This is a genomic window from Haloferax sp. Atlit-4N, assembly GCF_003383025.1.
In the GTDB taxonomy this organism is placed as follows: Archaea; Halobacteriota; Halobacteria; order Halobacteriales; family Haloferacaceae; genus Haloferax; species Haloferax gibbonsii.
Window position 1 is genome coordinate 891,045 of the sequence record NZ_PSYY01000002.1, and the last position, 20,159, is coordinate 911,203.

16 protein-coding genes are annotated in these 20,159 nt (G+C 69.3%); 11 read left to right on the forward strand and 5 right to left on the reverse strand.

Annotated features, from left to right (window positions below; all coding sequences use genetic code 11):
- Positions 1-115: 115 nt before the first annotated feature.
- Positions 116-436, forward strand: a complete 321-nt coding sequence (locus C5C07_RS13610) for a CGCGG family rSAM-modified RiPP protein (protein WP_115805278.1) — start codon at positions 116-118, stop codon at positions 434-436.
- 60 nt (positions 437-496) lie between these two features.
- On the opposite strand, the gene C5C07_RS13615 is transcribed toward C5C07_RS13610, so the two are convergent.
- Together C5C07_RS13615 and C5C07_RS13620 are read right to left on the reverse strand one after the other, a co-directional pair.
- Entirely contained in the window at positions 497-1,123 is a 627-nt protein-coding gene (locus tag C5C07_RS13615) for a hypothetical protein (RefSeq protein WP_199522738.1), read from the reverse strand.
- 151 nt (positions 1,124-1,274) lie between these two features.
- A complete protein-coding gene (locus tag C5C07_RS13620) occupies positions 1,275-2,372 on the reverse strand; it encodes a halocyanin domain-containing protein (RefSeq protein WP_049905160.1) in 1,098 nt (365 codons plus the stop codon).
- A gap of 155 nt (positions 2,373-2,527) precedes the next feature.
- On the opposite strand from C5C07_RS13620, the gene C5C07_RS13625 reads away from it, so the two are divergent.
- A complete protein-coding gene (locus tag C5C07_RS13625) occupies positions 2,528-3,166 on the forward strand; it encodes a helix-turn-helix domain-containing protein (RefSeq protein WP_115805279.1) in 639 nt (212 codons plus the stop codon).
- Positions 3,167-3,169: 3 nt separating this feature from the next.
- Here C5C07_RS13625 and C5C07_RS13630 read toward each other — a convergent pair whose 3' ends face one another.
- The gene (locus tag C5C07_RS13630) at positions 3,170-3,538 is read right to left on the reverse strand and encodes a helix-turn-helix domain-containing protein (protein WP_004976107.1); all 369 of its coding nucleotides are present in this window, start codon (positions 3,536-3,538) and stop codon (positions 3,170-3,172) included.
- 254 nt (positions 3,539-3,792) lie between these two features.
- Here C5C07_RS13630 and C5C07_RS13635 point away from each other — a divergent pair, with 254 nt between their 5' ends.
- From C5C07_RS13635 to C5C07_RS13655, 5 genes are all read left to right on the forward strand, one after another.
- The gene (locus C5C07_RS13635; protein ID WP_004976108.1) at positions 3,793-4,950 is read left to right on the forward strand and encodes a multicopper oxidase domain-containing protein; all 1,158 of its coding nucleotides are present in this window, start codon (positions 3,793-3,795) and stop codon (positions 4,948-4,950) included.
- A gap of 200 nt (positions 4,951-5,150) precedes the next feature.
- Positions 5,151-5,558 carry a hypothetical protein gene (locus tag C5C07_RS13640; protein WP_233510389.1) on the forward strand — a complete coding sequence of 136 codons (408 nt, stop codon included), beginning with the start codon at positions 5,151-5,153 and terminating at the stop codon, positions 5,556-5,558.
- 168 nt (positions 5,559-5,726) lie between these two features.
- Complete coding sequence (locus tag C5C07_RS13645) at positions 5,727-6,152, forward strand: EamA family transporter (RefSeq protein WP_115805281.1); 426 nt, start codon at positions 5,727-5,729, stop codon at positions 6,150-6,152.
- Positions 6,153-6,307: 155 nt separating this feature from the next.
- Positions 6,308-7,756: a phosphomethylpyrimidine synthase ThiC gene (thiC, locus tag C5C07_RS13650; protein ID WP_115805282.1), complete on the forward strand. Its 1,449-nt coding sequence runs from the start codon at positions 6,308-6,310 to the stop codon at positions 7,754-7,756.
- Positions 7,757-7,874: 118 nt separating this feature from the next.
- Positions 7,875-8,909: a sodium:calcium antiporter gene (locus C5C07_RS13655; protein ID WP_004976121.1), complete on the forward strand. Its 1,035-nt coding sequence runs from the start codon at positions 7,875-7,877 to the stop codon at positions 8,907-8,909.
- A gap of 54 nt (positions 8,910-8,963) precedes the next feature.
- On the opposite strand, the gene C5C07_RS13660 is transcribed toward C5C07_RS13655, so the two are convergent.
- Complete coding sequence (locus C5C07_RS13660; RefSeq protein WP_115805283.1) at positions 8,964-9,854, reverse strand: universal stress protein; 891 nt, start codon at positions 9,852-9,854, stop codon at positions 8,964-8,966.
- A gap of 181 nt (positions 9,855-10,035) precedes the next feature.
- Between C5C07_RS13660 and C5C07_RS13665 the strand changes: the two genes are divergently transcribed.
- From C5C07_RS13665 to C5C07_RS13680, 4 genes are all read left to right on the forward strand, one after another.
- The gene (locus tag C5C07_RS13665; RefSeq protein ID WP_004976123.1) at positions 10,036-10,830 is read left to right on the forward strand and encodes a winged helix-turn-helix domain-containing protein; all 795 of its coding nucleotides are present in this window, start codon (positions 10,036-10,038) and stop codon (positions 10,828-10,830) included.
- A gap of 201 nt (positions 10,831-11,031) precedes the next feature.
- On the forward strand, positions 11,032-16,890 hold the full coding sequence (locus tag C5C07_RS13670; RefSeq protein ID WP_115805284.1) for a PKD domain-containing protein: 5,859 nt from the start codon (positions 11,032-11,034) through the stop codon (positions 16,888-16,890).
- 1 nt (position 16,891) lies between these two features.
- Complete coding sequence (locus C5C07_RS13675) at positions 16,892-18,097, forward strand: hypothetical protein (protein ID WP_004976131.1); 1,206 nt, start codon at positions 16,892-16,894, stop codon at positions 18,095-18,097.
- Positions 18,094-19,593 carry a PGF-pre-PGF domain-containing protein gene (locus tag C5C07_RS13680; RefSeq protein ID WP_115805285.1) on the forward strand — a complete coding sequence of 500 codons (1,500 nt, stop codon included), beginning with the start codon at positions 18,094-18,096 and terminating at the stop codon, positions 19,591-19,593. The genes C5C07_RS13675 and C5C07_RS13680 overlap by 4 nt, the downstream gene beginning before the upstream one ends.
- A 61-nt stretch (positions 19,594-19,654) precedes the next feature.
- Here C5C07_RS13680 and C5C07_RS13685 read toward each other — a convergent pair whose 3' ends face one another.
- Positions 19,655-20,155: a hypothetical protein gene (locus tag C5C07_RS13685; RefSeq protein WP_004976136.1), complete on the reverse strand. Its 501-nt coding sequence runs from the start codon at positions 20,153-20,155 to the stop codon at positions 19,655-19,657.
- Positions 20,156-20,159 lie beyond the last annotated feature (4 nt).

The window sequence follows — 20,159 nt, forward strand, 5'->3', positions numbered from 1 at the left end:
GTCGTGGTTCACACGCCTGCTATAGGCTACACGCGGCGCTTCCCGGCCTCGCACAGCCCGGACGAACATGTTCGGATAGCCGCTCTTTGAGTCGGAAGCCGTCTCTCGAAGTGTGATGACGACCGACTCGCGACCCGCGGACCACGACCGCGAAACGCCCGACTCTGCGACCGACCGCGTCCACGACACGTCGTGGTCGGCGAACCTCGAACACCCGCGGCACGCCGCCGACCGCGACCTCGTGGTCTCGGAGGCGGTCGCCGCGGTCGAACACACGACCGCCGGCCACCACGTCAACCTCGTCACCCACGGCGACCACGGCCACCCGGAGACGTACCTCTACGACGCGCTGGCGGAGCGGTTCGACGGCGTGGCGTACGAGTACGTCGAGCAGTGCGGCTGCGGCGGGCACGTGACGCGGGTGTTCGTCGGGTAGCCGCATCTCGGTCTCGAACGTCCAGACCGGTGCCTGCACTCGCGGCGAGCCGGTGTCTAGCTACCCCGACGAACTCGGGGTTCCAGCGGTTTCACCGTCGGCGTCCGGTTCGGCGAAGAAGTCGAATTCCAACTCCCCGTCGAGGACGTGCGTGTGCTCGAAAACCCCCGTCTCGACGAGTTCCACGGTACTGTCGACGGCGAGCCTGCGGGCCGATTCCGGCCATTCGGTGACCGCGAGGTTGAGAAACGCGGTCTCGTCGGCGAGCTCGCCGAACCGGTGAACTTCGACGACCGCGGCCGTCTCGTCTCGGAACAGCGACACAGACGGGTGAGGTCTGCGGCCACCCTCGAACGGCCCCCGTAGCGAGAGTCGTGGCGGGGACCCGTCACCGTCGGGTGCCGTAAAGCGCTGTGTGAGCGACCGCAGTTCGGTGTCGCGAGAGTGCGAAATCGAGACGGCGAGCGGTCTCGGGAGGGGCCCGGACGTGGGGTCGACGCCCACGGTGGCGAGGTCTCCGTCGTCTCCATCCCCGTCGAACTGGAGGTATTTTCCCCTGTCTCGGGGGTTGTCGTCGGGCTCGACCACCGGGTCCGTGTGTTCGGTCGGCGACCGGATGGAACCACATCCGGCGGTCAGGGTGGAGGCGGCGGTCAGGGCGGACGCGAGGAACGCGCGGCGGCGCATAGTTGTCAACACGTTGGCGGCAGTAACAATGTTCTGGACCGACGACAGCGCCGGGAGCCGTCGACACCGCCGCGATGGGTTGTCGCCGTCGTCTCGTGACGACCGCGTCGCAGTCGCCCAGTCTTCGAAAGCGCTGCCGGGCCGTGGGCGACTACTCCGACTTCTCTTTCGGATACGTCTCGCCCGCCGACTCGCCACCCTCGCCTTTGAGCCACATGAACGCGCCGAACAGCGCGGGCGACGCCAGCATCGCGCCGAACGTCCCGGCCAGCGCGATGCCGCCGAGGCGCTCCGTCTCGGGGTCGCCGAACGGTTCGGCGACCTGCTCGTTCGACCCGCCCTCGTCGTCGGTGACGACGACCGCGCCCTTCATCCCGAGCGTCTCGTGCGGCGTGCAGGCGTAGGTGTACGTCCCGGCCTCCTCGAAGGTGTGCTCGAATGTGTGGTCGCCGGCGCTGACGAGGTCGGACTCGAAGCTCCCGTCCTCGGCGACGACGTTGTGCGACCCGCCCTCGCCGGACCACGTCCACGCCACGGTCGTCCCCTTCGAGACGCGAATCGCCGCGGGACCGAACCCGAACGCCCCGCCGTTGGCCTGCGAACCGACCTCGACCGTCACGCGCCGGAGACCGGTCTGTCCCTCCACGCCGTCGAAGTTCGAGGTGTTCTCGAACCACGCGTCGAGGTCAACGTCGCCCTCACCGGCGCTCTCGGCAGACGCCTCTGAATCGCCCTCACCGGCCGAGTCGGCCGCCTCGGTCGCGGTCGCGCCGCCGGCGTCGCCGACGACGACTGCGCCCTTCATGCCGAGCGTCTCGTGCGGCGTACAGACGTAGGTGTAGACGCCCTCCGTGTCGAAGGTGTGCTCGAACGTGTGGCCGCTGTCGCCGACGAGGTCGGACTCGAAACTCCCGTCGCTGGCGGCGACGTTGTGCGAGCCGCCTTTCCCGTTCCACTCCCAGACGACGGTCGTTCCGGGGTCGACGCGAACCGCGGCCGGGCCAAAGCCGAACGCGCCGCCGTTTGCCTGCGATCCCACCGTCACCGTCACCGTCGAACTCCCCGTCTCGTCCACCACCCCCTCGTAGTTCGAGGTCTGTGCGAACCACGAGTCGAGGTCGGTCCCCGACTGCGCTCGCGCGGAGTCGGCGACGCCGCCCAGCGCGGTCGTGGAGACGGCCGCGCCGCCGAGGAGTCGAAGTACGGTTCGCCGGCCGAGCGTCGGAGATGTGGAATCGTTCGAACTCATGATTGAGGCGGCGAGGCGGTTGACCCGCCCCGCTCGACACTCGACGGTCGGGGTTCCGGTGAAAAGCCCGTCTCGGTGGTTCCCGAACCGCGGTCGATGGCCGAACATGTTCGGAACTATCTTTGTGCGGCGGGGACGAGTTCGTTTCACTACCGATGCCCCGGGTAACACTCTCCATCACGCTCCCCGAGCAGGTCTGGGTTTCCGACCTCTCGGGCCGCTATCCGGACGCCGAGTTCACCGTCCTCGCGGCGATGCCGGCCGACGAGACGGGCGTCGGCCTCGTCGAGATACGGGCGGCCGACATCGAGCCGGTCGTCACCACCATCGACGAGTACGAGTCGGTCGTCTCGGTGACGATTCTCGAAGCGCAGCCGGAGCGCGCGCTGGTGCAGTTCGAGACGACCGAGCCGCTGTTGATTCTCACGCTCAGCGAGGTGGGCATCCCGCTGGAACTGCCCATCACCATCGTCGACGGCGAGGTGACCGTCGAGGTGACCGCGCCGCGCGAGAACCTCTCGGAGCTGGGCGAACAGCTCACCCAGTTCGGTATCCCGTTCGACCTCGTCTCCATCCACCAGTCGATAGACACGGAGTCGCTTCTCACCGACGACCAGTACGCGCTCCTCGAGACGGCGGTCGCCGAGGGCTACTACGACACGCCACGGACGTGCACGCTCACCGGGCTCGCCGAGGCCGTCGGGCTGGCGAAGTCGACGACGAGCGAGAAGCTCCACCGGGCGGAAGGGAAAGTCATGAAGGCGTTTCTCGCGCGAGACGACGCGACGGTCTAACTCTCAGTCGTCGGTCTGGTCGCTGACGGCCGACCACAGCGTCGAGAGCTGGTCCGCGGCGGACCGCGACGGCGACGACACGGAAATCGAGAGGTCGCCCGGTTCGCGCGTGACGACCACCTCTTCGAAGCCGAGCGCGTAGCGGGCGGCCTCGCGGCCGCGGTCGCGTTTCTCCAACAGCCCCGCCTCGACCATCTGTTCGAGCTTTCGGTACACCGTCGAGCGCGGGAGGTCGCACGCGGCGGCGATGTCCGAGGCGGTCATCGGGCCGTCGAGCCGCTTGAGGACGGCGCGACACTGCGTGCTGGTGAGGGCGTCGAACACCGTCTCGAAGTCCGGTTCGAGCGCGTCTGAGAGTGGATTCGTCGACATCTGCGTAGGCTTGGGTTGCTCGGCGCGGCGCGCGCCGTCAGTTCGGGTTCCGATACGCCACCGGGTCGTATGAAAGGTGTGGGCACCAGCGTCGAGTCGGTCGAATCGATGGCCGTCGATTCGCACTGGGACGCCCGACTCGACCGTTGCCCCGCCCGGTACGTATCGACCGCGCCGAACATGTTCGGACACGTACTGAGAGACGGGAACCGGCGAGACGGTATTCCACTCCCCCGGGCCAACGACCGACTGTAATGAGCAACTACGTCGGTGCACCCGGTTCGACGGTGTCGCGTCGCGAATTCCTCGCCGCAACGGGGAGCGTCGGAGCGCTCGGCCTCGCGGGGTGCGCAGCGCCCACGAACGGCGACGGCAACGCCGCCGTCGGCGCGGACGAGACGACGGTCGCCCAGACGAGCGAGTCGGCGCTGCCGTACACCAGCCCGCCGGAGGTCGTGCAGGTCGACGAGCAAGGCGGGAAGGTCACCCTCAAGAGCGCGCCGGCGCGCCACGCGGCGCACCCCCTCGAAACGATGGGGGGGCCGGTCGAACTCCCGCAGGTGTGGGCGTTCAGCGCCGACGACGGTGCGCCGAGCGTCCCCGGGCCGATTCTCCGGACGACCGAGGGCAACGACATGGAGGTCACGCTGGACAACACCGACGGGATGCGCCCGCACACGGTCCACTTCCACGGCGTGCGCAAGGCCTGGAAGGACGACGGCGTGCCGACGACGACGGGCATCCGCGTCGACCCCGGCGAGAAACACACCTACACCATCCCGGCGAACGTCCCCGGGACGCACCTCTACCACTGTCACTACCAGACCCATCGGCACATCGAGATGGGGATGTACGGCATCCTCCGCGTCGACCCGAAGGGGTACGAACCGGCCGACAGGGAGTACTTCATGACCGTCCGCGACTGGGACTCGCGGCTCCCCCGGCAGATGGCCGGCGAGAACGTGGCTTACGACCCCCGGAACCGGAAGCCGGACGTGTTCACCGTCAACGGCAAGAGCGCGCCGCGGACGCTCCACCCCGAAGACGGCTCGCCCATCATCGTCGAACGGGGCGACACCGTCCGCATCCACTACGTCAACGCGGGCTACATGAGCCACCCGATGCACATCCACAACCACCGCTTCCAGGTCGTCGAAAAGGACGGCGGCGTCGTCCCCGAAGCCGCCCGCCACGACATGGACGTGACGAACATCGCGCCCGCGGAGCGCCACACCATCGAGTTCACGGCGGACGCCCAACCCGGCATCTACCTCATGCACTGCCACAAGGTCAACCACGTCATGAACGGGAACTTCTACCCCGGCGGCATGCTCGGCGGCGTCGTCTACAAGGAGGCGATGGACACCGACATCTTCGCGAAGCTGATGGAGTACGCCGGCTACGAGGGGTGAGCTGACGAGTCGGTAGCGCGGTTCACGCGCGCTTCCGGCGACGTTTCGGCGACTGTTTCTGTGTCAGTGACCCACGGCTGAAGCCGTTGGCTTCCCCCTTGCATCTCTGTGAATCGGTCACGGGCTCAGTCCCCAGTATGAGAGAATCGAATCGTTCAGAAGTGATAACATACTTACTAATATCGGATGTAGTCGGACGTGTGCAACGCCGCCACGTCCTCCTCGGTGCGACCGCCACGTTGTTCGGGTTCTCCGGCTGTATCGCCCCGTTCACGTCCGACGGATCCCTTCAAGAGGTGAACGTCGAACTCCGGAATACGGACGACGGAGCGCAGACGTTCCACCTCGCGCTCGAAACCGAATCTGGCATGCTAGACTGGGAGTCGCATCGTGTCAACGCGGGCGCTGACGAGCCAGTAACGATAGCCCCAGACAAAGATGTCACCCCGGTCGCAGTACACGGAGTTGTCAAGGACTTCGCGGAGAGAGTCGACATCTCAGGTGTCGATGAGCTTGATGAGAACTACTGTCTCCAATTCCATTTCTGGGACTCCCATCCAATCGACGAACGACCGCAGTTGGCGCAGGTTGCCGACATCGAATGCTAACCGTGGACCCGTTCTGCCGATAGATCCACAGGCGCTACTCGGCAGTTAGTTCAGCGTCGGTGGGGTAGAATAAACGGACCTCCGTGCCGGCATCTCTGCCCGCCCCCTATATACACCAGTCATAATCGAGGTCCGGTTTCTTTTGAACGGCGACGTGAGGCGTTACAGATGGAATTCGCTGAGATGGACTCGGCTGTGTTGTTCGGCCTGGTTACAATGGTGACGTGGGGGATTTGGATAATCTTAGGCAACGCCGCGTCGGAGTCCATCGACCCGAGGACTGCCGCCGCGATTTCGTATCTCGTAGCGGCACTCCTCGCATTCGGCTTCATCATCGTTTCAGACGCATCGCTCGCAGTTACCGCAAGGGGAGGTCTCCTTGCCGGCGTGGCCGGGTTGTTCACCGGAATTGGTCTCATTTCGATGTATATCGGGTTCACTCATGGGTCGACGACAGTGGTCTCCACGCTCGGTGCGATGTACTTCGTCGTCGCCGCCGTCATCGGGATACTCGTTCTCGGAGAGAACCTCACACTCACGAAACTCACGGGTATCGCGTTCGCGGTCGTCGGCATCGTCTTGGTCACTCGATAGATTGAGTCGCCGTCTGTGTCACGCCGCCTCAGACAATGCTCGTGAGGGTTCTGTGGACGTGTTGAACCCGGCGTGAGTCGCCCTCTCCGACGACCATCTCCCGCTGGCCGCGGCTGTCACAAATGTTATTAGCCAGTTGTATCACTAGGTAATCAATGGCGTCGACACAACTCCAGCACGCCCGAGAGGGACGCGTCACCCCTGCGATGGAACGCGTCGCGGAGCGCGAGAACCGCGACCCCGAGTTCGTCAGGAAGCAGGTCGCCGAGGGCCAGGCGGTCGTCCCCGCGAACCGCAACCACGACTCGCTCGACCCGATGATTATCGGCCGCGAGTTCGCCACGAAGGTCAACGCGAACATCGGCAACAGCGAGACGACGAGCGACCTCACCGAGGAGTTGGAGAAGCTCCACACCGCGGTCCACTACGGCGCGGACACGGTGATGGACCTCTCGACGGGGTCGAACCTCGACGAGATTCGCGAGGCGAACGTGGCGTACTCGCCGGTCCCAATCGGCACCGTCCCCATCTACGAGGCGGTCAAGCGCGTCGACAGCCCCGAGGACATCACCCGCGACCTGCTCCTCGAAATCATCGAGAAACAGGCCGAACAGGGCGTCGATTACATGACGATTCACGCGGGCGTGCTGATGGAGCACCTCCCCCTGACCGACGGCCGGAAGACGGGCATCGTCTCCCGCGGCGGCTCCATCCTCGCCCAGTGGATGGAAGAAAACGGCGAGCAGAACCCGCTTTTCGTCGCGTTCGAGGACATCTGCGACATCTTCGCCGAGCACGACGTGACGTTCTCGCTCGGCGACGGCCTCCGACCCGGCTGTCTGGCCGACGCCGGCGACGACGCGCAGTTCGCCGAACTCGACACGCTGGGCGAACTCACGCAGACCGCGTGGGACTACGGCGTGCAGGTGATGGTCGAGGGACCCGGCCACGTCCCGATGGACCAAATCGCCGAGAACGTCGAGCGCCAGCAGGACGTCTGCGACGGCGCGCCGTTCTACGTCCTCGGCCCGCTCGTCACCGACGTGGCTCCGGGCTACGACCACATCACGAGCGCCATCGGCGCGACCGAGGCGGGCCGCGCCGGCGCGGCGATGCTGTGTTACGTCACGCCGAAAGAACACCTCGGGCTTCCCGACCGCGAGGACGTGCGCGAGGGGCTCGCGGCCTACCGAATCGCCGCCCACGCGGCCGACGTAGCGACCGACCTCCCCGGCGCGCGCGACTGGGACGACGCGCTCTCGGAGGCCCGCTACGAGTTCGACTGGGCGCGGCAGTTCGACCTCGCGCTCGACCCCGAGCGGGCGCGGTCGTACCACGACCAGACGCTCCCCGGCGACAACTACAAGGAGGCGCGCTTCTGCTCGATGTGCGGCGTCGAGTTCTGCTCGATGCGCATCGACCAGGACGCGCGCGAGGCCGACGGCGAGATGGAGACAATCGCGTCCGCGACCGACCTCGACGCGTCGCCGGCGGCCGACGCGAACCTCCCTCCGGTCGGCGCGCACGACACCGACCGCGTCCCCGACGAAATCGAAATCGGCGGCGTCACGTTCACGCCCGAATCGGCCCACGGCGACGACTGACGACCGTCTGAGTTCGCGGGCCATCGACCGAGTCCGCGGGCCACCCGCCGACCGGCCCCCACCGCCGACCACCCCGTGTCGGTGGGTTCTTTTTCCGCGTCGCTGAAAGGGAGTACCAATGGTCCTCGGCAGTCTCGTCCCGTCGTCGCCGCTCGCGAACGTCGTCGTGATTCTCCTGACGACCGGGCTCATCTGGGTCGGCAGCGGCTGGCTCGAAGAGTCCGCCGACCACCTCGCGGCGTACTACGGCCTCCCCGCGGTCGTCCAGGGCTCCATCATCGTCGCTCTCGGGTCGAGCTTTCCCGAGTTCGCCAGCGTCGCCATCGCCGCCACCGCGGGCGTCTTCGACATGGGCGTCGGCGCAATCGTCGGCTCGGCCATCTTCAACATCCTCGTGATTCCGGCGCTATCGGGGCTCGCCACCGACGGCGACCTCGAAACGAGCCGGCTGGTCGTCTACAAGGAAGCGCAGTTCTACATGGTCGCCGTCGCCACGCTCGTCGTCACGTTCTCGCTGGCGGTTATCTACTTCCCCGTACCCGACGGCCCGGCGCTGACCGGACAGCTCACCCGTCCGGTGGCGCTCATCCCGCTTTTCCTCTACGGCCTCTACCTGTTCATCCAGTGGCAGGACGTCTCGGAGTACGAAGCCGAGAACGCCGGCGTCGCTGACGGTATCGGTCGCGAGTGGGCGCGCCTCCTCGGCGGCCTCCTCGTCATCCTCGTCGGCGTCGAGCAACTGGTCGGGAGCGTCGAGTCGCTCAGCGGGACGTTCGGCGTCCCGACGTTCCTCGCGGGGGTCACCGTCGTCGCCGCCGCGACGAGCCTCCCCGACACGCTCGTCAGCGTCCGCTCGGCCGCCGACGGCAACAGCGCGACGAGCCTCGGCAACGTCCTCGGGTCGAACACGTTCGACCTGCTCGTCGCCATCCCCGTGGGCGTCCTCATCGTCGGGAGCGTCCCGGTCGACTTCGCCGTCGCCGTCCCCATGCTGGGCGTGCTGACGCTGGCGACCGTCCTGCTGTTCGGCCTGCTCCGGACGGACCTGTCGCTCTCGCGGGTGGAGTGCTACGCGCTCGGCGCGGCGTATCTCGTCTTCGTCGGGTGGGTCATCGCCGAGACCGCGGGCGTCACGAGCTTGCTTCGGAGCTGACGGGCGAAAGCGACCGGCGTCCGCCGACCGCGGGCCGACGCCCGACGACCCGACCTACTCGCCTCGCGGCTCTCTGACCGTCACCACCGGCACCGGCGAGGTTCGGACCAGTTTCTCTGCGACGCTCCCGAGCATGTAGCGGTCGAAGCCCGTGTGGCCGTGGGTTCCCATCACCACGAGGTCCACGTCGTGTTCGTCGATGTACGCGAGGATGCCGTGGTGAATCGACACGTCGCGGCCGACGGACTCCCTGACCGTCTCGACGCCCGCGGCGGCCGCCACGTCGCCCGCCTGTTCGACCGCGTCGCTCGCCCGCTCTTCGAGTTCGTCGATGAGGAGCGGCCCGCGGATGTCCGCGCCGAAGGCGGCGACGTTGACGACCGAGACCGCGTGGAGCGCGGCGTCGGTCGCCGCCGCCAACTCGCTGCCGAACGTGACCGCCGCGGTCGCGCAGGCGCTCCCGTCGGTGGGCGTCAGCACGTCTGCGTAGGGGTACGCGAGGTCGGTCGCCGCGTCCGGTCGGACGGTGAGCACGGGCACGTCGGACCGTCGGACGACGCGCTCGGTGGTGCTCCCGAGGAGCAGGCGGCTCAGCCCCGTCCGCCCGTGGGTCGGCATGGCGACGAGGTCGACGTCCTGTTCGGCGGCGTACTCGGTGATGACCCGATACGGCTCGCCGCGCTCGATGCTCGTCACGACCGCCGCGTCGGACTGGGACGCCCGGGCCGCGGCGTCGCTCACGAATCGCTCGCCGTCGGTTCGGCGGCGCTCGCCCGCCGCTCCGTCGCCTTCGTCGCGCAGGTTCGGGCGTCGCTCGGGCTCCGGCGGGGCGACGTGCAGCAAGTGGAGGGTCGCGTCGTGGGCGGCGGCGATGTCGATGACGTGGTCGAGGACGGCGTCCGCGCCGTCGCTCCCGTCCGTCGGAAAGAGGAGTCGGTCGAACATAGTTCGATGTTCTCAACGAGCCCACATAACCGCTGAGGTGCGTTCGCTCGCGGTGGGAACGAGGCGGGGGGTTCGCGACTGACGCGGTGGCGGCGATTCCGCGGCACACAGCCTCGTTCGCGTGTGGTTTCGCACCCACGCAGAGGGGAACCACTATTACGGCGGTGTCGTATCGTCTACCATGGACGGGGTCGTGGACGAACTTCGGAGTCTCATCACCTCACCGAACCGGTTAGCGGCGCTCCGGGCGCTCGACGAGGGACCGGCGACCGCGAGCGAGTTGCAGGCGACGCTCGACACGTCACGGTCGACAGCCTGGCGGGTGATGAAGTCGCTCACCGAGCGGGAGTGGGTTTCGAAAACGGGCGAACACTACGAGATTACGCCGCTCGGTGTGGTCGTGGTCGAACAGCTCCAGACCGCCGTCTCGACCGTCGAGGCGGCGACGACGTTCGCGGAGGCCGACCTCTTGCAGTGGCTCCCGCTGGACGACCCCGGCTTCCGTCTCGGCGCGCTCGCGTCTGCGACCGTCGTGACGCCGACGCCGAGCGACCCGCAGGCCCCGCTTCGGCTCGCGGTGTCGCACGTCGAGTCGGCCGACCGAATTCGCATCCTGACGCACGCCGCCTCGCCCGACGTGTTGGCGACGGTTCATCGCCGCCGGAACGACGACGTCGACGTCGAAGTCATCATGACCGACGGGGCCTACGAGGCGATGGCGCGAAGCGAGAAGACCGCGGGGCAGTTGGCCGACCTCTTCGACGCCCCCAACGTCTCTCTGTACCGCTACGAGCGCGTGCCGTACGTCCTCTCGATTCTCGACGCCGACCGCGTCGGCATGGGCGTCGTCGACGACCACGGCCGCCCGCGCGCGGTGTTGGACGCCGAGGCCGACGCCGTGGTCGACTGGGCCCACTCGACGTACACGCGGTATCGCACCGAATCGACGCCGGCCGAACGCGACGCGTTCCTCTGAGGCGACGGACTCGCCGCCGCGGTCGAACAGCCGACAGCGGCGCGGCTCGGCGGCCTACGATTCGCGGTTCGAAACGTCGTTTCAGGCCCTGAAACACCGCTGTATGGCCAGTAACACAGAATTATAGCCTCGCCATGATGACACACGATATCGTTCCGGATTTCGTGGCTATCGCGGGTTTCGGAGAGACGAAGGTGGGGCATGACAACACGTTATCGACACCAGGTAGGGGCAGCATCGCTCACGATTATCGTCCTCGTCTCGCTGGCGAGTCCGTTCGTCGCGCTCTCGGGGGCGGCCGCCGGGCAGTCGCTCGCGGGGTCGGTCGACCGCGCGACGGGCGCGCCCGCCGCAAGCGACGTCGTCTTCGCCGCGACCGACGGAAGTGAACCGAGCTACGACGAACTCTCGGCGCAGGGGGCGTACAACCTCACGGGCCTCCAATCGAACGCCACGTACGACGTGAGTTACCTCGCGGCCAACGGGTCGCAACCCGGCGCTCCCGGCGCGTTCCCCCGAGACGGGTCGCCCGACGTGTTCGCGCTTCGGCGGGCGTCGCCCGGCGCGACCGCCGACCTCGGGAACGCGGCGCTTCCGGGTGCGCACGTGGTGAACCTCTCGGTCGTCAACGAGACCGGCGCGCCCGTCTCGGGGGCGGCCGTGGCCTTCCAGCACACGAACGCGAACGGCGCGACGGTGAACACCTCGCAGTTCGGCGAGTGGTTCCTCACCGAGGCCGACGGTGACGTCCACCTCTCGAACGGGACGGCCGGAATCGAACTCACGGGCAACGTGACCGTCGCCGTCGCCCCGCCGAGACAACTCAGCTACGACGGCGGACTCGAAGGCGAGCCCGTCTCGTCGTCGAGCGGCTACGTCCAGCGCGTCTACACGACACAGCTCGACGTGACGGGCGACGAGACGGTGACGGTGACGCTCGAATCGGCCGAACAGCCGGGCGCGACGATGACGGCGAACGAGACGGCCCCGGCGCTCGGCGAGCCTGTCAACGTCTCGCTGTCGAACATCACGGGCGAGACGCCCTCGTTCTACACGTGGACGGTCGACGGCTCTTACGCGAGGTACACGACGCATCCGAACGCGAGCCTCGTCCTCCCCGGATTCTCCGCCCCCGGCCCGCACACCGTCGCCGTCACGGCGCGGAGCGGGAGCGAGCAGTTCCTCTTCGAGGAGTCGCTCACGCTCGACGCGGTGACGGCCGGAGACGGCACGCTCACCGCCGCACCGACGCCCGCCCGCGCCAATCTCGATACGGTTCGGTTCGCCCTCGTGAACGTCTCCGGCGTCGGCGACGGCGACTTCTACACGTGGACGTTCGGCGACGGCGACCGCGCGTACACGAGACACCCGAACGCGACGGCGAATCACACCTACGCCGAGCTGGGCGCGTACAACGCGACCGTGCGGGTCCGCGACAACAGCACGGAGGCGCTCCTGGTCGAAGACACGCTCCGACTCGACGTGACGGCCGCCGGAAACGGCACGCTCGTCGCCACGCCCGACAGCCTCACCGAGGGCGAATCTGTCGCGTTCGCGGTTCGGAACGTCTCGCTCGCGGCCGGCCAGTCGGTCGGCGAGTACCGGTGGGACTTCGACGGCGACGGGACCGCCGACACGACGACCGCGGCCAACGAGACCAGCTACGCCTACGCCGACCCCGGTACCTACGACGCCGCCGTGACCGTGGCGAACGCGAACGGAACGCCGCTGTTCACGGCGTCTGTGGCGGTCGACGTCGCCGCCGAGGAGTTCGCCGCGCCGACCGACGGCTGGCCGCAGTTCGGCTACGACGACGCCAACACCGGCGCGAACGTCGCCGGCGTCGGCCCGGCGGGACCCGTCGAGGTCCGCTGGAACGAGACCACGTCCACGCTCTACTCGCGGCCGCCGACGTTCGCTGACGGGCGGGTGTTCGTCGCCAGCGGCTACGGAATCGTCGCCTACGACGCCGCGAACGGCTCGACGCTGTGGTCCGCCAGCGCCTACCCCGACGAGGTGACCGCGCCCCCGACCGTCGAGGGCGACTCGGTGTTCGTGAGCAGTCACAACGACGCCGCGAACAACGAGCGCGACACGCTCACCGTGTTCGACGCGGCCGACGGCTTCGAACGCTGGTCGGTGTCGGTGCCGGCCGACAGCGACGGTCTGTTCACCGACGGCGAGTGGCTCTCCGCGCCCACGGTGACGAGCGACGCGGTCTACGTCGTCTCGGAGGCCGAAGACGCGCTCTACGCCATCGACCGGGGGTCGCACTCGCTCCGCTGGCGGAAGAACCTGACCGAACTCGAAACGACCGGTGACGCGCAGGCCGTGCCCGCGGTGGCGAACGGCACCGTCTACGTGACGCAGGGGTGGGACGGCTCGCGCTTCACCGGCTTCGGCTCGCACCTCTACGCCTTCGACGCCGACACGGGCACCGAGCGGTGGAACCGGAGCCTCTCGAACCACCGCGGCGCGGCACCCACCGTCTCGGACGGCGTCCTCTACGTCTCGACGTACGGCTCGCTCGTCGCCTTCGACGCCGACACGGGCGCGCAACTGTGGTCCGTGGCCGCCGGCGAGACCGAGAGCCGCTCGTCGCCCGCCGTCGCCGACGGCATCGTCGTCGACACCCGCGGCGGCTTCTACGACGACGAGAAGGGCGTCGTCGCGGTCGCCACGAACGGCTCGCGCGCGTGGAGCTACGACACCGACAGCGCCGTCCTCGGCGCGCCGGCCGTCCTCGGCGACACGGTCTACGTCGCCGAGTTCGACGGCACCGTCCACGCGCTCGACCTGCAGACGGGCGCGCCGGTGTGGAACGACTCGCTTGACGCCCCCGGCTTCGACACCACCGTCGCGAGCGCGGTCGTCGGCGGCGACGGCTGGCTCTACGTCCAGACCGGGTCGTCGTCGGACATCAACCGCTCGCTCGTCGCACTCGGCGACGTGGAACCGCTCGCGTCGGTCTCGGGGTCGCTCTCGGCGACGCCCGCGGACCCGCGGCGTACCGTCGAGAACGTCACCTTCGAGACGACCGTCTCGGGCGACGCCGACAGCGTCGAGACCTACCGCTGGTCGTTCGGCGACGGCGCGACCGCCGAGACGACGGCGCGGAACGTCTCGCACGCGTACGACCGGACCGGAACGTACACGGCCCGCGTCTCCGGCTTCGACAGCTACGACCGCAAACTCTACACCGCGACGACGGCCGTGACCGTCCGCGACATCGGCTCTGCGGACCTCCGCGTCGCCCCGACGCCGGCCGACGTGAACGTGACGAACGTCTCCTTCGCCGTCACCAACCGCTCGCTCCCGGCGTCCGTGACGGACGTTCGCTACGGTTGGTCGTTCGGTGACGGCGAGACCGTCTTCACGAGCGCGAACCGGACGAACCACACCTACGCGGCGCTCGGGGACGCGCCCGTCTCGGTCGAGGTGCTCGACGGGACGACCGAACAGACGCTGGTGACGCTTTCGGCGACCGTTCCGGTGGTCGACCGCGTGCCGCCGACGGTCTCGGCGAGCGCGCCGTCGCCAGTCAGGACCGGCGGGAACTTCAGCGTCGCCGCGAGCGCGACCGACAACCACCGCGTCGCGAACTACACCTTCGAGACCGACGAGGGGCAGTCGGTGACGACGGCCGCGAACCGGACGAACCTCTCGTTGGCGACGGCGGGCGCACACACCGTCACCGTCACCGCGACCGACGCGTCCGGGAACAGCAACGCGACGACGCTCGTCGTGAACGCCTCGGCCGCGCCCGACCTCGAACCGCGCATCTCGGTCGAACCCGCCCAGACGCTCGGCAATGACCGCGTGACCGCGAACGTCACCGTCGTCAACGACGGCACCGCCGAGGCGACCGACGTCGACGTGCGACTGGTCGCGCGGTCCCGCGTCGGCTACTACGACGACGCCTCGACGACGTACACCCGCGCCGTCGGCACCGTCGCCGCTGGCGCGAACGAGACGGTGACGGTCGACCTCACCGACTGGCTCCGCGGCAACCTGAGTTCGGCGTATCCGGACGTGGAACTCGTCGCCGTCTCGGACCCCGACGGCGCGGTCGCCGAGGGCGACGAGACCGACAATCGAACCACGGCGACGACCGAGGTCAGCTACGCCGACCTCCGACTCACCGTCAACGCGCCGTGGCGGGTCATCCCGACCGAGGCCGCCGAGACGCGCGTCTACGTCAGGAACTACGGGAACGCCCCGAGCGACGCCCGCACCGCCGAGCTCGACTTCGGCGACGGGTCGTCGAACGAGACCCTCGCCGTGCCGGCGCTCGACCCACGCGAGACGGCCGTCTTCACGCGGAATCACACGTTCGCGACCGGGCGGCACACGCTCGTCGCCTCCGTCGCGGACCCCGACGCCCCGCGCGGCAACGCCGACCGCGACGTGACGACGAGCCAGCCGTACGAACTCCGCGGACGGCTGTCCGCCGCCGACCCGGTGCAGGTCGGCCGGAACGTCACCGTCTACGGCCGCGGCTACAGCAACTACGAGAGCAACGTGACCGCGAACCTGTCGCTCCCGGCGGGCCTCGAATTCGCGCCCGGCGAGACCGCGACCAAGTACGACACCGACGACCGAACGTACTTCGAGTGGACCGTGGTCGCCACCGCGAACCGCGACGCGACCTACGACCTCGAACTGAACCTCAGCGCCCGCGGTGAGAACGAGACGGCGACCGAACGCCTCACCGTCGAGCGCCCGAAGACCCGCGTGGTCGACACGGCGGCGGTGAACTTCACCGGCACGGGGAGCGACTCCGCGACGCTCACCCTCCGCAACGAGACGACCTACGAACACGGGGTGACCATCTCCACGCACCTCGGGACCGACGGGCGGACGCTCGCCGGGCTCGACTACCTCGTGGAGTACCCCCACGCCTGCGTCGAGCAGACGACCTCGCCGATGCTCGGGGCGCTGTACACCGGCCAGTACTACCGGCGCAACCCCGCACCCGGCGGATACGACACCGGCCAAATCAACGCCAGCGTGGACGCGGGCGTCGCCCGTCTGACGACCGGACAGGACGCGCAACACGAGAACGGTTCGTGGAGCATGTACGGCAACGACCCCGACGGCGACGTGTTCTACACGGCCTACGCGCTGTTCGGCACGAGCGCGGTCGGAAACGACCCCGTGCAGAGCGCTCGCGCGCCGGTCCGCGCCGACCTCGACCGGATAGACGCTAACGCGACCGTTGCGTGGCTCGCGGACGAACAGGCCGCCGACGGCCGCATCCGCAACGACAAGTTCTACTTCGACGATGACGCCGCCATGACCGGGTTCACCCTCGTCGCCCTCGACCAGGCCGGCCCGTACAACGCGACCGCCGCAGCGACCGCAGACCAACTCCGGGGCGACGCCGCGAGCTACCTCGTGACCGCCCAGCGCGCCGACGGCGCGTGGGGCGACGGTTCCACCCCGAACACGATGTCCACCGCGCTCGCCGTCTGGGGCCTCGAAGCCTCGGGCGTCGAGACGGCTCCCGTCCGGACGGCCATCGACGACGGCCGGGCGTGGCTGCTCGACAACCAAGCCGACAGCGGGGCGTGGTCGCAACGTCGCTCCGCCTCGTGGAGCGACGTCGGCACCACCTCCGAGACGACCGCGTACGCGCTCATGGCGCTCAACGCGACCGGACTGGAGAACACGAACGCCTCCGTGCAGGCCGGCCAGACCTACCTCGTCACCGTCTACGACGACCGCGGGTCGTGGGGCTACACCCGCGCGACCGCCCTCGCAATCAACACGCTGTTGACGCTCGGACAGGGCGGCTCGAACCCGACCCACGACGTGACCGTCACCTTCGGCACGGAGTCGACCCCGGCGCTCGTGACGAAGACCATCGACGTGGACTCGACCGACGCGCTCGACTCGGTCGAACTCACCGAGAGCGAACTCCAGACGCTCCGGGACAACGCCGACGGGCCGATAACCGTGCAGGTCGATACGACCGGGACGGGCGTGCTCGTCGTCGGTCTCGAAAACGACCAACTCGTCGCCCGCGACGAGTACGCCGCGAACGAGGGAGGTGCCTGAGATGTCCGTCGCACGCGCCGTGACGGGACTCCTGCTCGTCGCGGTCGTCGTCGCCGGCGTCTCCGCGCCCACCGCGGCCGCGGCCGGCTACGGCGTCTCAATCGACGCGCCGGCCGACTTCCACGTCGGCGACAACCGACTCGAAGTGACCGTCGACAACACGGCGAGCGGCACGGACCTGTTCAGCCCCATCGTCGAGGTCCCCCTCGAAGCCGGGCTGTCGGCCCCGGCGGACCCGAATCCAGTGGTGAAATCGACCGACGGAACCCGGACGTGGGCCGTCCAGAACAGCACGATTACGAGCGGGGACTCGCTGTTCGTCTACGGCCGGAACGTCCCGGCGGGCGAGTCGCGGACCTACGTCTTCACCGTCACCGTCGAGTCGGCGGGCGAGCGCACCGTTCGGGCTGACGTGCGCCCCCTGTACAACGAGTCGAACAACGTCCGCGCGCAGACGACCGCGACCGCTGTCGCCACCGGCGCGCTCTCCGTGGACGTGCTCGACGAGGCGGGCGACCCGGCGTCGGGCGCGACCGTCACCGTCGACGGCACCGACCGCGCGGGGGCCACCGTCCGCGACGACGTGACCGCGGGCGACCACACCGTCTCCGTCAGCGTCGGCGGCGCGACCTACCCGGCGCTGAACGTCTCGGTCGTCGCCGGCGGCGAGACCAACGTGACCTACCGCCACGGCTCGCTGGACGACCCCGCGGTCGTCGTCGCCACCGACGCACAGTCGGCCGTCGCGAACGGCAGCGCCGAGAGCGCCGTCACCGAGGCCGGCAACGCCACCGCCCGCGCGCGGTTCGAAGTCGCGTTCCTCGCGGACGTGCCCGACGGCCGGGCGGTCGTCGGCGTCGCCGACCCCGCTGCCTTCCCGTCGGGCTACCACGACGTGACGGCCACCGTGGACGGCCAGCAGGTCGCGCCCGGCCGCAATGGTGGAACCACGACCGTCGCCCTCGACTCGCCCGGCCTGCTCGACGTGGCCATCGAGTTCGTCGGCTTCCCGGTCGGCGACGCGACCCGCGACGGGACCGTCGACGACGGCGACGCCGCGGATATCGCGGCCGCGGTCGCCGCGGTCGACGACGGCGACCCCTACGGCGACGTGGACGGCGACGGCGAGGTGACGGCGGTCGATGCGATGCTCGTCGCCCAGTACGACGCCGGCAACCGCACCGCCGACTACGGAGGTGCGCGATGAGCCGTCTCGCGTTCGCGCGGCGCGTCGTCGTCGCGGCGGTCGTCTGCGCGGTCGTCCTCGCGGGCGTCGCACCGTTCGCTGCGGTCTCCGCGGCCGGCGCGGCATCTTCGGCGACCGTCTCCGTCGCGGGCGTCGATTCGGTCGGCTTGGAGGAGACGGCGACGGCGACCCTGCGGGCCGCGGACGTTCCCGCCGGCGCGGGCGTCGGCGCGTTCGCAGTCAACGTCACCTACGACCCCTCGGTCGTCTCGGTGCGCGTCGCCGACAGCGACTTCGCGGTCGAGACGGCCGCGCCCGAATCGGGCGTCCTCAGAATCGTCGGCTACACCGACGCCCGGTCCGGCCCGACCGGCGACGTCGCGCTCGCGGCGCTCGACGTGACGGGCGAGTCGGCCGGCGACGCGACGCTCGGCGTCGAGGTCGACACCCTCGCCGACGCGGACGGGTCGGCGATTACGCGCACGACGGCCGACGCGTCCGTCGAGGTGACCGGCGGCTCCGACGGCGGCGAGACCGACGGCGGCGACACGACGGACAGCCCGGACGACCCGGGCGGCGAGAGCGACGACGACACCGGCGGCTCGTCGGGCGGTTCCAACTCCGGCGGCGCGCGGACGTCGGTTCGCACGTCGGCCAGTAACGGCGGCCTCGCGGTCGACATCCGAAACGCGAAGCCCGGCGCGCCGGTCGAGGTCGACCTCTCCGGCGTCGAGCGCGGCGGCGTCCGGGTCGACGGCCTCTCGCTTACGCTCGGCGCGAAGTCGGACGCGAAACTCACGGTGCGGGCGCTCGATTCCGTGCCGGACGGGACGCCGGCGCTCGACGGGGGGCCGCTTTCGTACCTCGACGTGGCCCACGACGTGGACGACAGCGCCATCTCCGGCGTGAACTTCACCGTCTCCGTCTCGAAGGCGACGCTGACGGACCGCGACCTCGACCCGGCCGACCTCCGGCTCTACCGCTACAGCGACGGCGAGTGGCGGGCGCTCTCGACGGGCGTCGCCGGCGAGACCGACGACGAGGTTCGATTCACCGCCGTCTCGCCCGGCCTCTCGGTGTTCGCGCTCGCCCCCGCGCCCGCCGGGGCGGCCTTCGCGGTGACGACGGGGCCCCTGCCGTCCTCGGTGGTGGTCGGCGACTCGGTCACCGTGACCGCGACGGTCGAAAACACCGGCCAGACCCGCGGCGAGACGACAGTCGACCTGACGGTCGACGGCGCGGTCAGCGAGTCGCGAACGCTCGACCTCGCCCCCGGCGAGACGCGGTCCGTCGAGTTCGTGGTCACAGCCGACGCCGTCGGGCGCTACGACGTCGCGGTGGACGGCGTCTCGGCCGGAACGCTCCGGGTCGACGCCGAGTCGACGCCGACGCCGACCGCGACGACCGAGTCGGAACCGGCGACGACCGGGACCAGTACCCCCGGCTTCGGTGCGGTGACCGCAGCGCTCGCGGCGGCGTTGGCGGCACTCGTCGCACTCGCTCGGCGACGGACGTAGGTGCGGGGCGTCGCGAGCAGCGACTCGCAGGCGCGCGGTCTCGTCGACCCGCGTTCTCGGTTTACGCTCGTTCGAGAGTCTGCAATACCCGGAGCGATAGCTCGTCCGCGCTGATGTCGCCGCGGTCGTAGGCGTCGAACCACGTGGACTCGGCGCGCCAGCGGGCGACGACCGCGCCCGAGTCGGCGGCGGCCGCGACGATGGTCGCTTCGAGCCGCGACGCGGTCCACCCCGCGGCGACCTCCCTGAAGAACCCGCCAGCGACGGTCCCGATTTCGTTGCTGAGGCGGTCCGTGCTGCGCGCGTCGCTCTCGTAAGTGAGCGAGACGACAGACGCCCGTTCGTCGGCGGTCAGTTCCGCGAGCGCCACCGACTCCGAGTCGAGGAACCGTCCGAACGAGGCGAGATGGGACTCGTAGGGGTCAGGGGACGACGTCGCCGTCGGCGACTCCGGCTCCGCTCGCGTCGTCGGCGAATCGGGCGTCGTCGGCGGCGACGGCGACGCGCTACAGCCGGCGAAAAGCGAGGCGAACGACCCGAGAACGAGGCGACGTGATGGCACGCGC

What these genes read in the sequence shown, in the direction of transcription:
- C5C07_RS13610 (WP_115805278.1), top strand. Translation starts at nt 116, where the DNA reads ATGACGACCGACTCGCGACCCGCGGACCACGACCGCGAAACGCCCGAC.
- C5C07_RS13615 (WP_199522738.1), bottom strand. Translation starts at nt 1,123, where the DNA reads ATGCGCCGCCGCGCGTTCCTCGCGTCCGCCCTGACCGCCGCCTCCACC.
- C5C07_RS13620 (WP_049905160.1), bottom strand. Translation starts at nt 2,372, where the DNA reads ATGAGTTCGAACGATTCCACATCTCCGACGCTCGGCCGGCGAACCGTA.
- C5C07_RS13625 (WP_115805279.1), top strand. Translation starts at nt 2,528, where the DNA reads ATGCCCCGGGTAACACTCTCCATCACGCTCCCCGAGCAGGTCTGGGTT.
- C5C07_RS13630 (WP_004976107.1), bottom strand. Translation starts at nt 3,538, where the DNA reads ATGTCGACGAATCCACTCTCAGACGCGCTCGAACCGGACTTCGAGACG.
- C5C07_RS13635 (WP_004976108.1), top strand. Translation starts at nt 3,793, where the DNA reads ATGAGCAACTACGTCGGTGCACCCGGTTCGACGGTGTCGCGTCGCGAA.
- C5C07_RS13645 (WP_115805281.1), top strand. Translation starts at nt 5,727, where the DNA reads ATGGAATTCGCTGAGATGGACTCGGCTGTGTTGTTCGGCCTGGTTACA.
- thiC (WP_115805282.1), top strand. Translation starts at nt 6,308, where the DNA reads ATGGCGTCGACACAACTCCAGCACGCCCGAGAGGGACGCGTCACCCCT.
- C5C07_RS13655 (WP_004976121.1), top strand. Translation starts at nt 7,875, where the DNA reads ATGGTCCTCGGCAGTCTCGTCCCGTCGTCGCCGCTCGCGAACGTCGTC.
- C5C07_RS13660 (WP_115805283.1), bottom strand. Translation starts at nt 9,854, where the DNA reads ATGTTCGACCGACTCCTCTTTCCGACGGACGGGAGCGACGGCGCGGAC.
- C5C07_RS13665 (WP_004976123.1), top strand. Translation starts at nt 10,036, where the DNA reads ATGGACGGGGTCGTGGACGAACTTCGGAGTCTCATCACCTCACCGAAC.
- C5C07_RS13670 (WP_115805284.1), top strand. Translation starts at nt 11,032, where the DNA reads ATGACAACACGTTATCGACACCAGGTAGGGGCAGCATCGCTCACGATT.
- C5C07_RS13675 (WP_004976131.1), top strand. Translation starts at nt 16,892, where the DNA reads ATGTCCGTCGCACGCGCCGTGACGGGACTCCTGCTCGTCGCGGTCGTC.
- C5C07_RS13680 (WP_115805285.1), top strand. Translation starts at nt 18,094, where the DNA reads ATGAGCCGTCTCGCGTTCGCGCGGCGCGTCGTCGTCGCGGCGGTCGTC.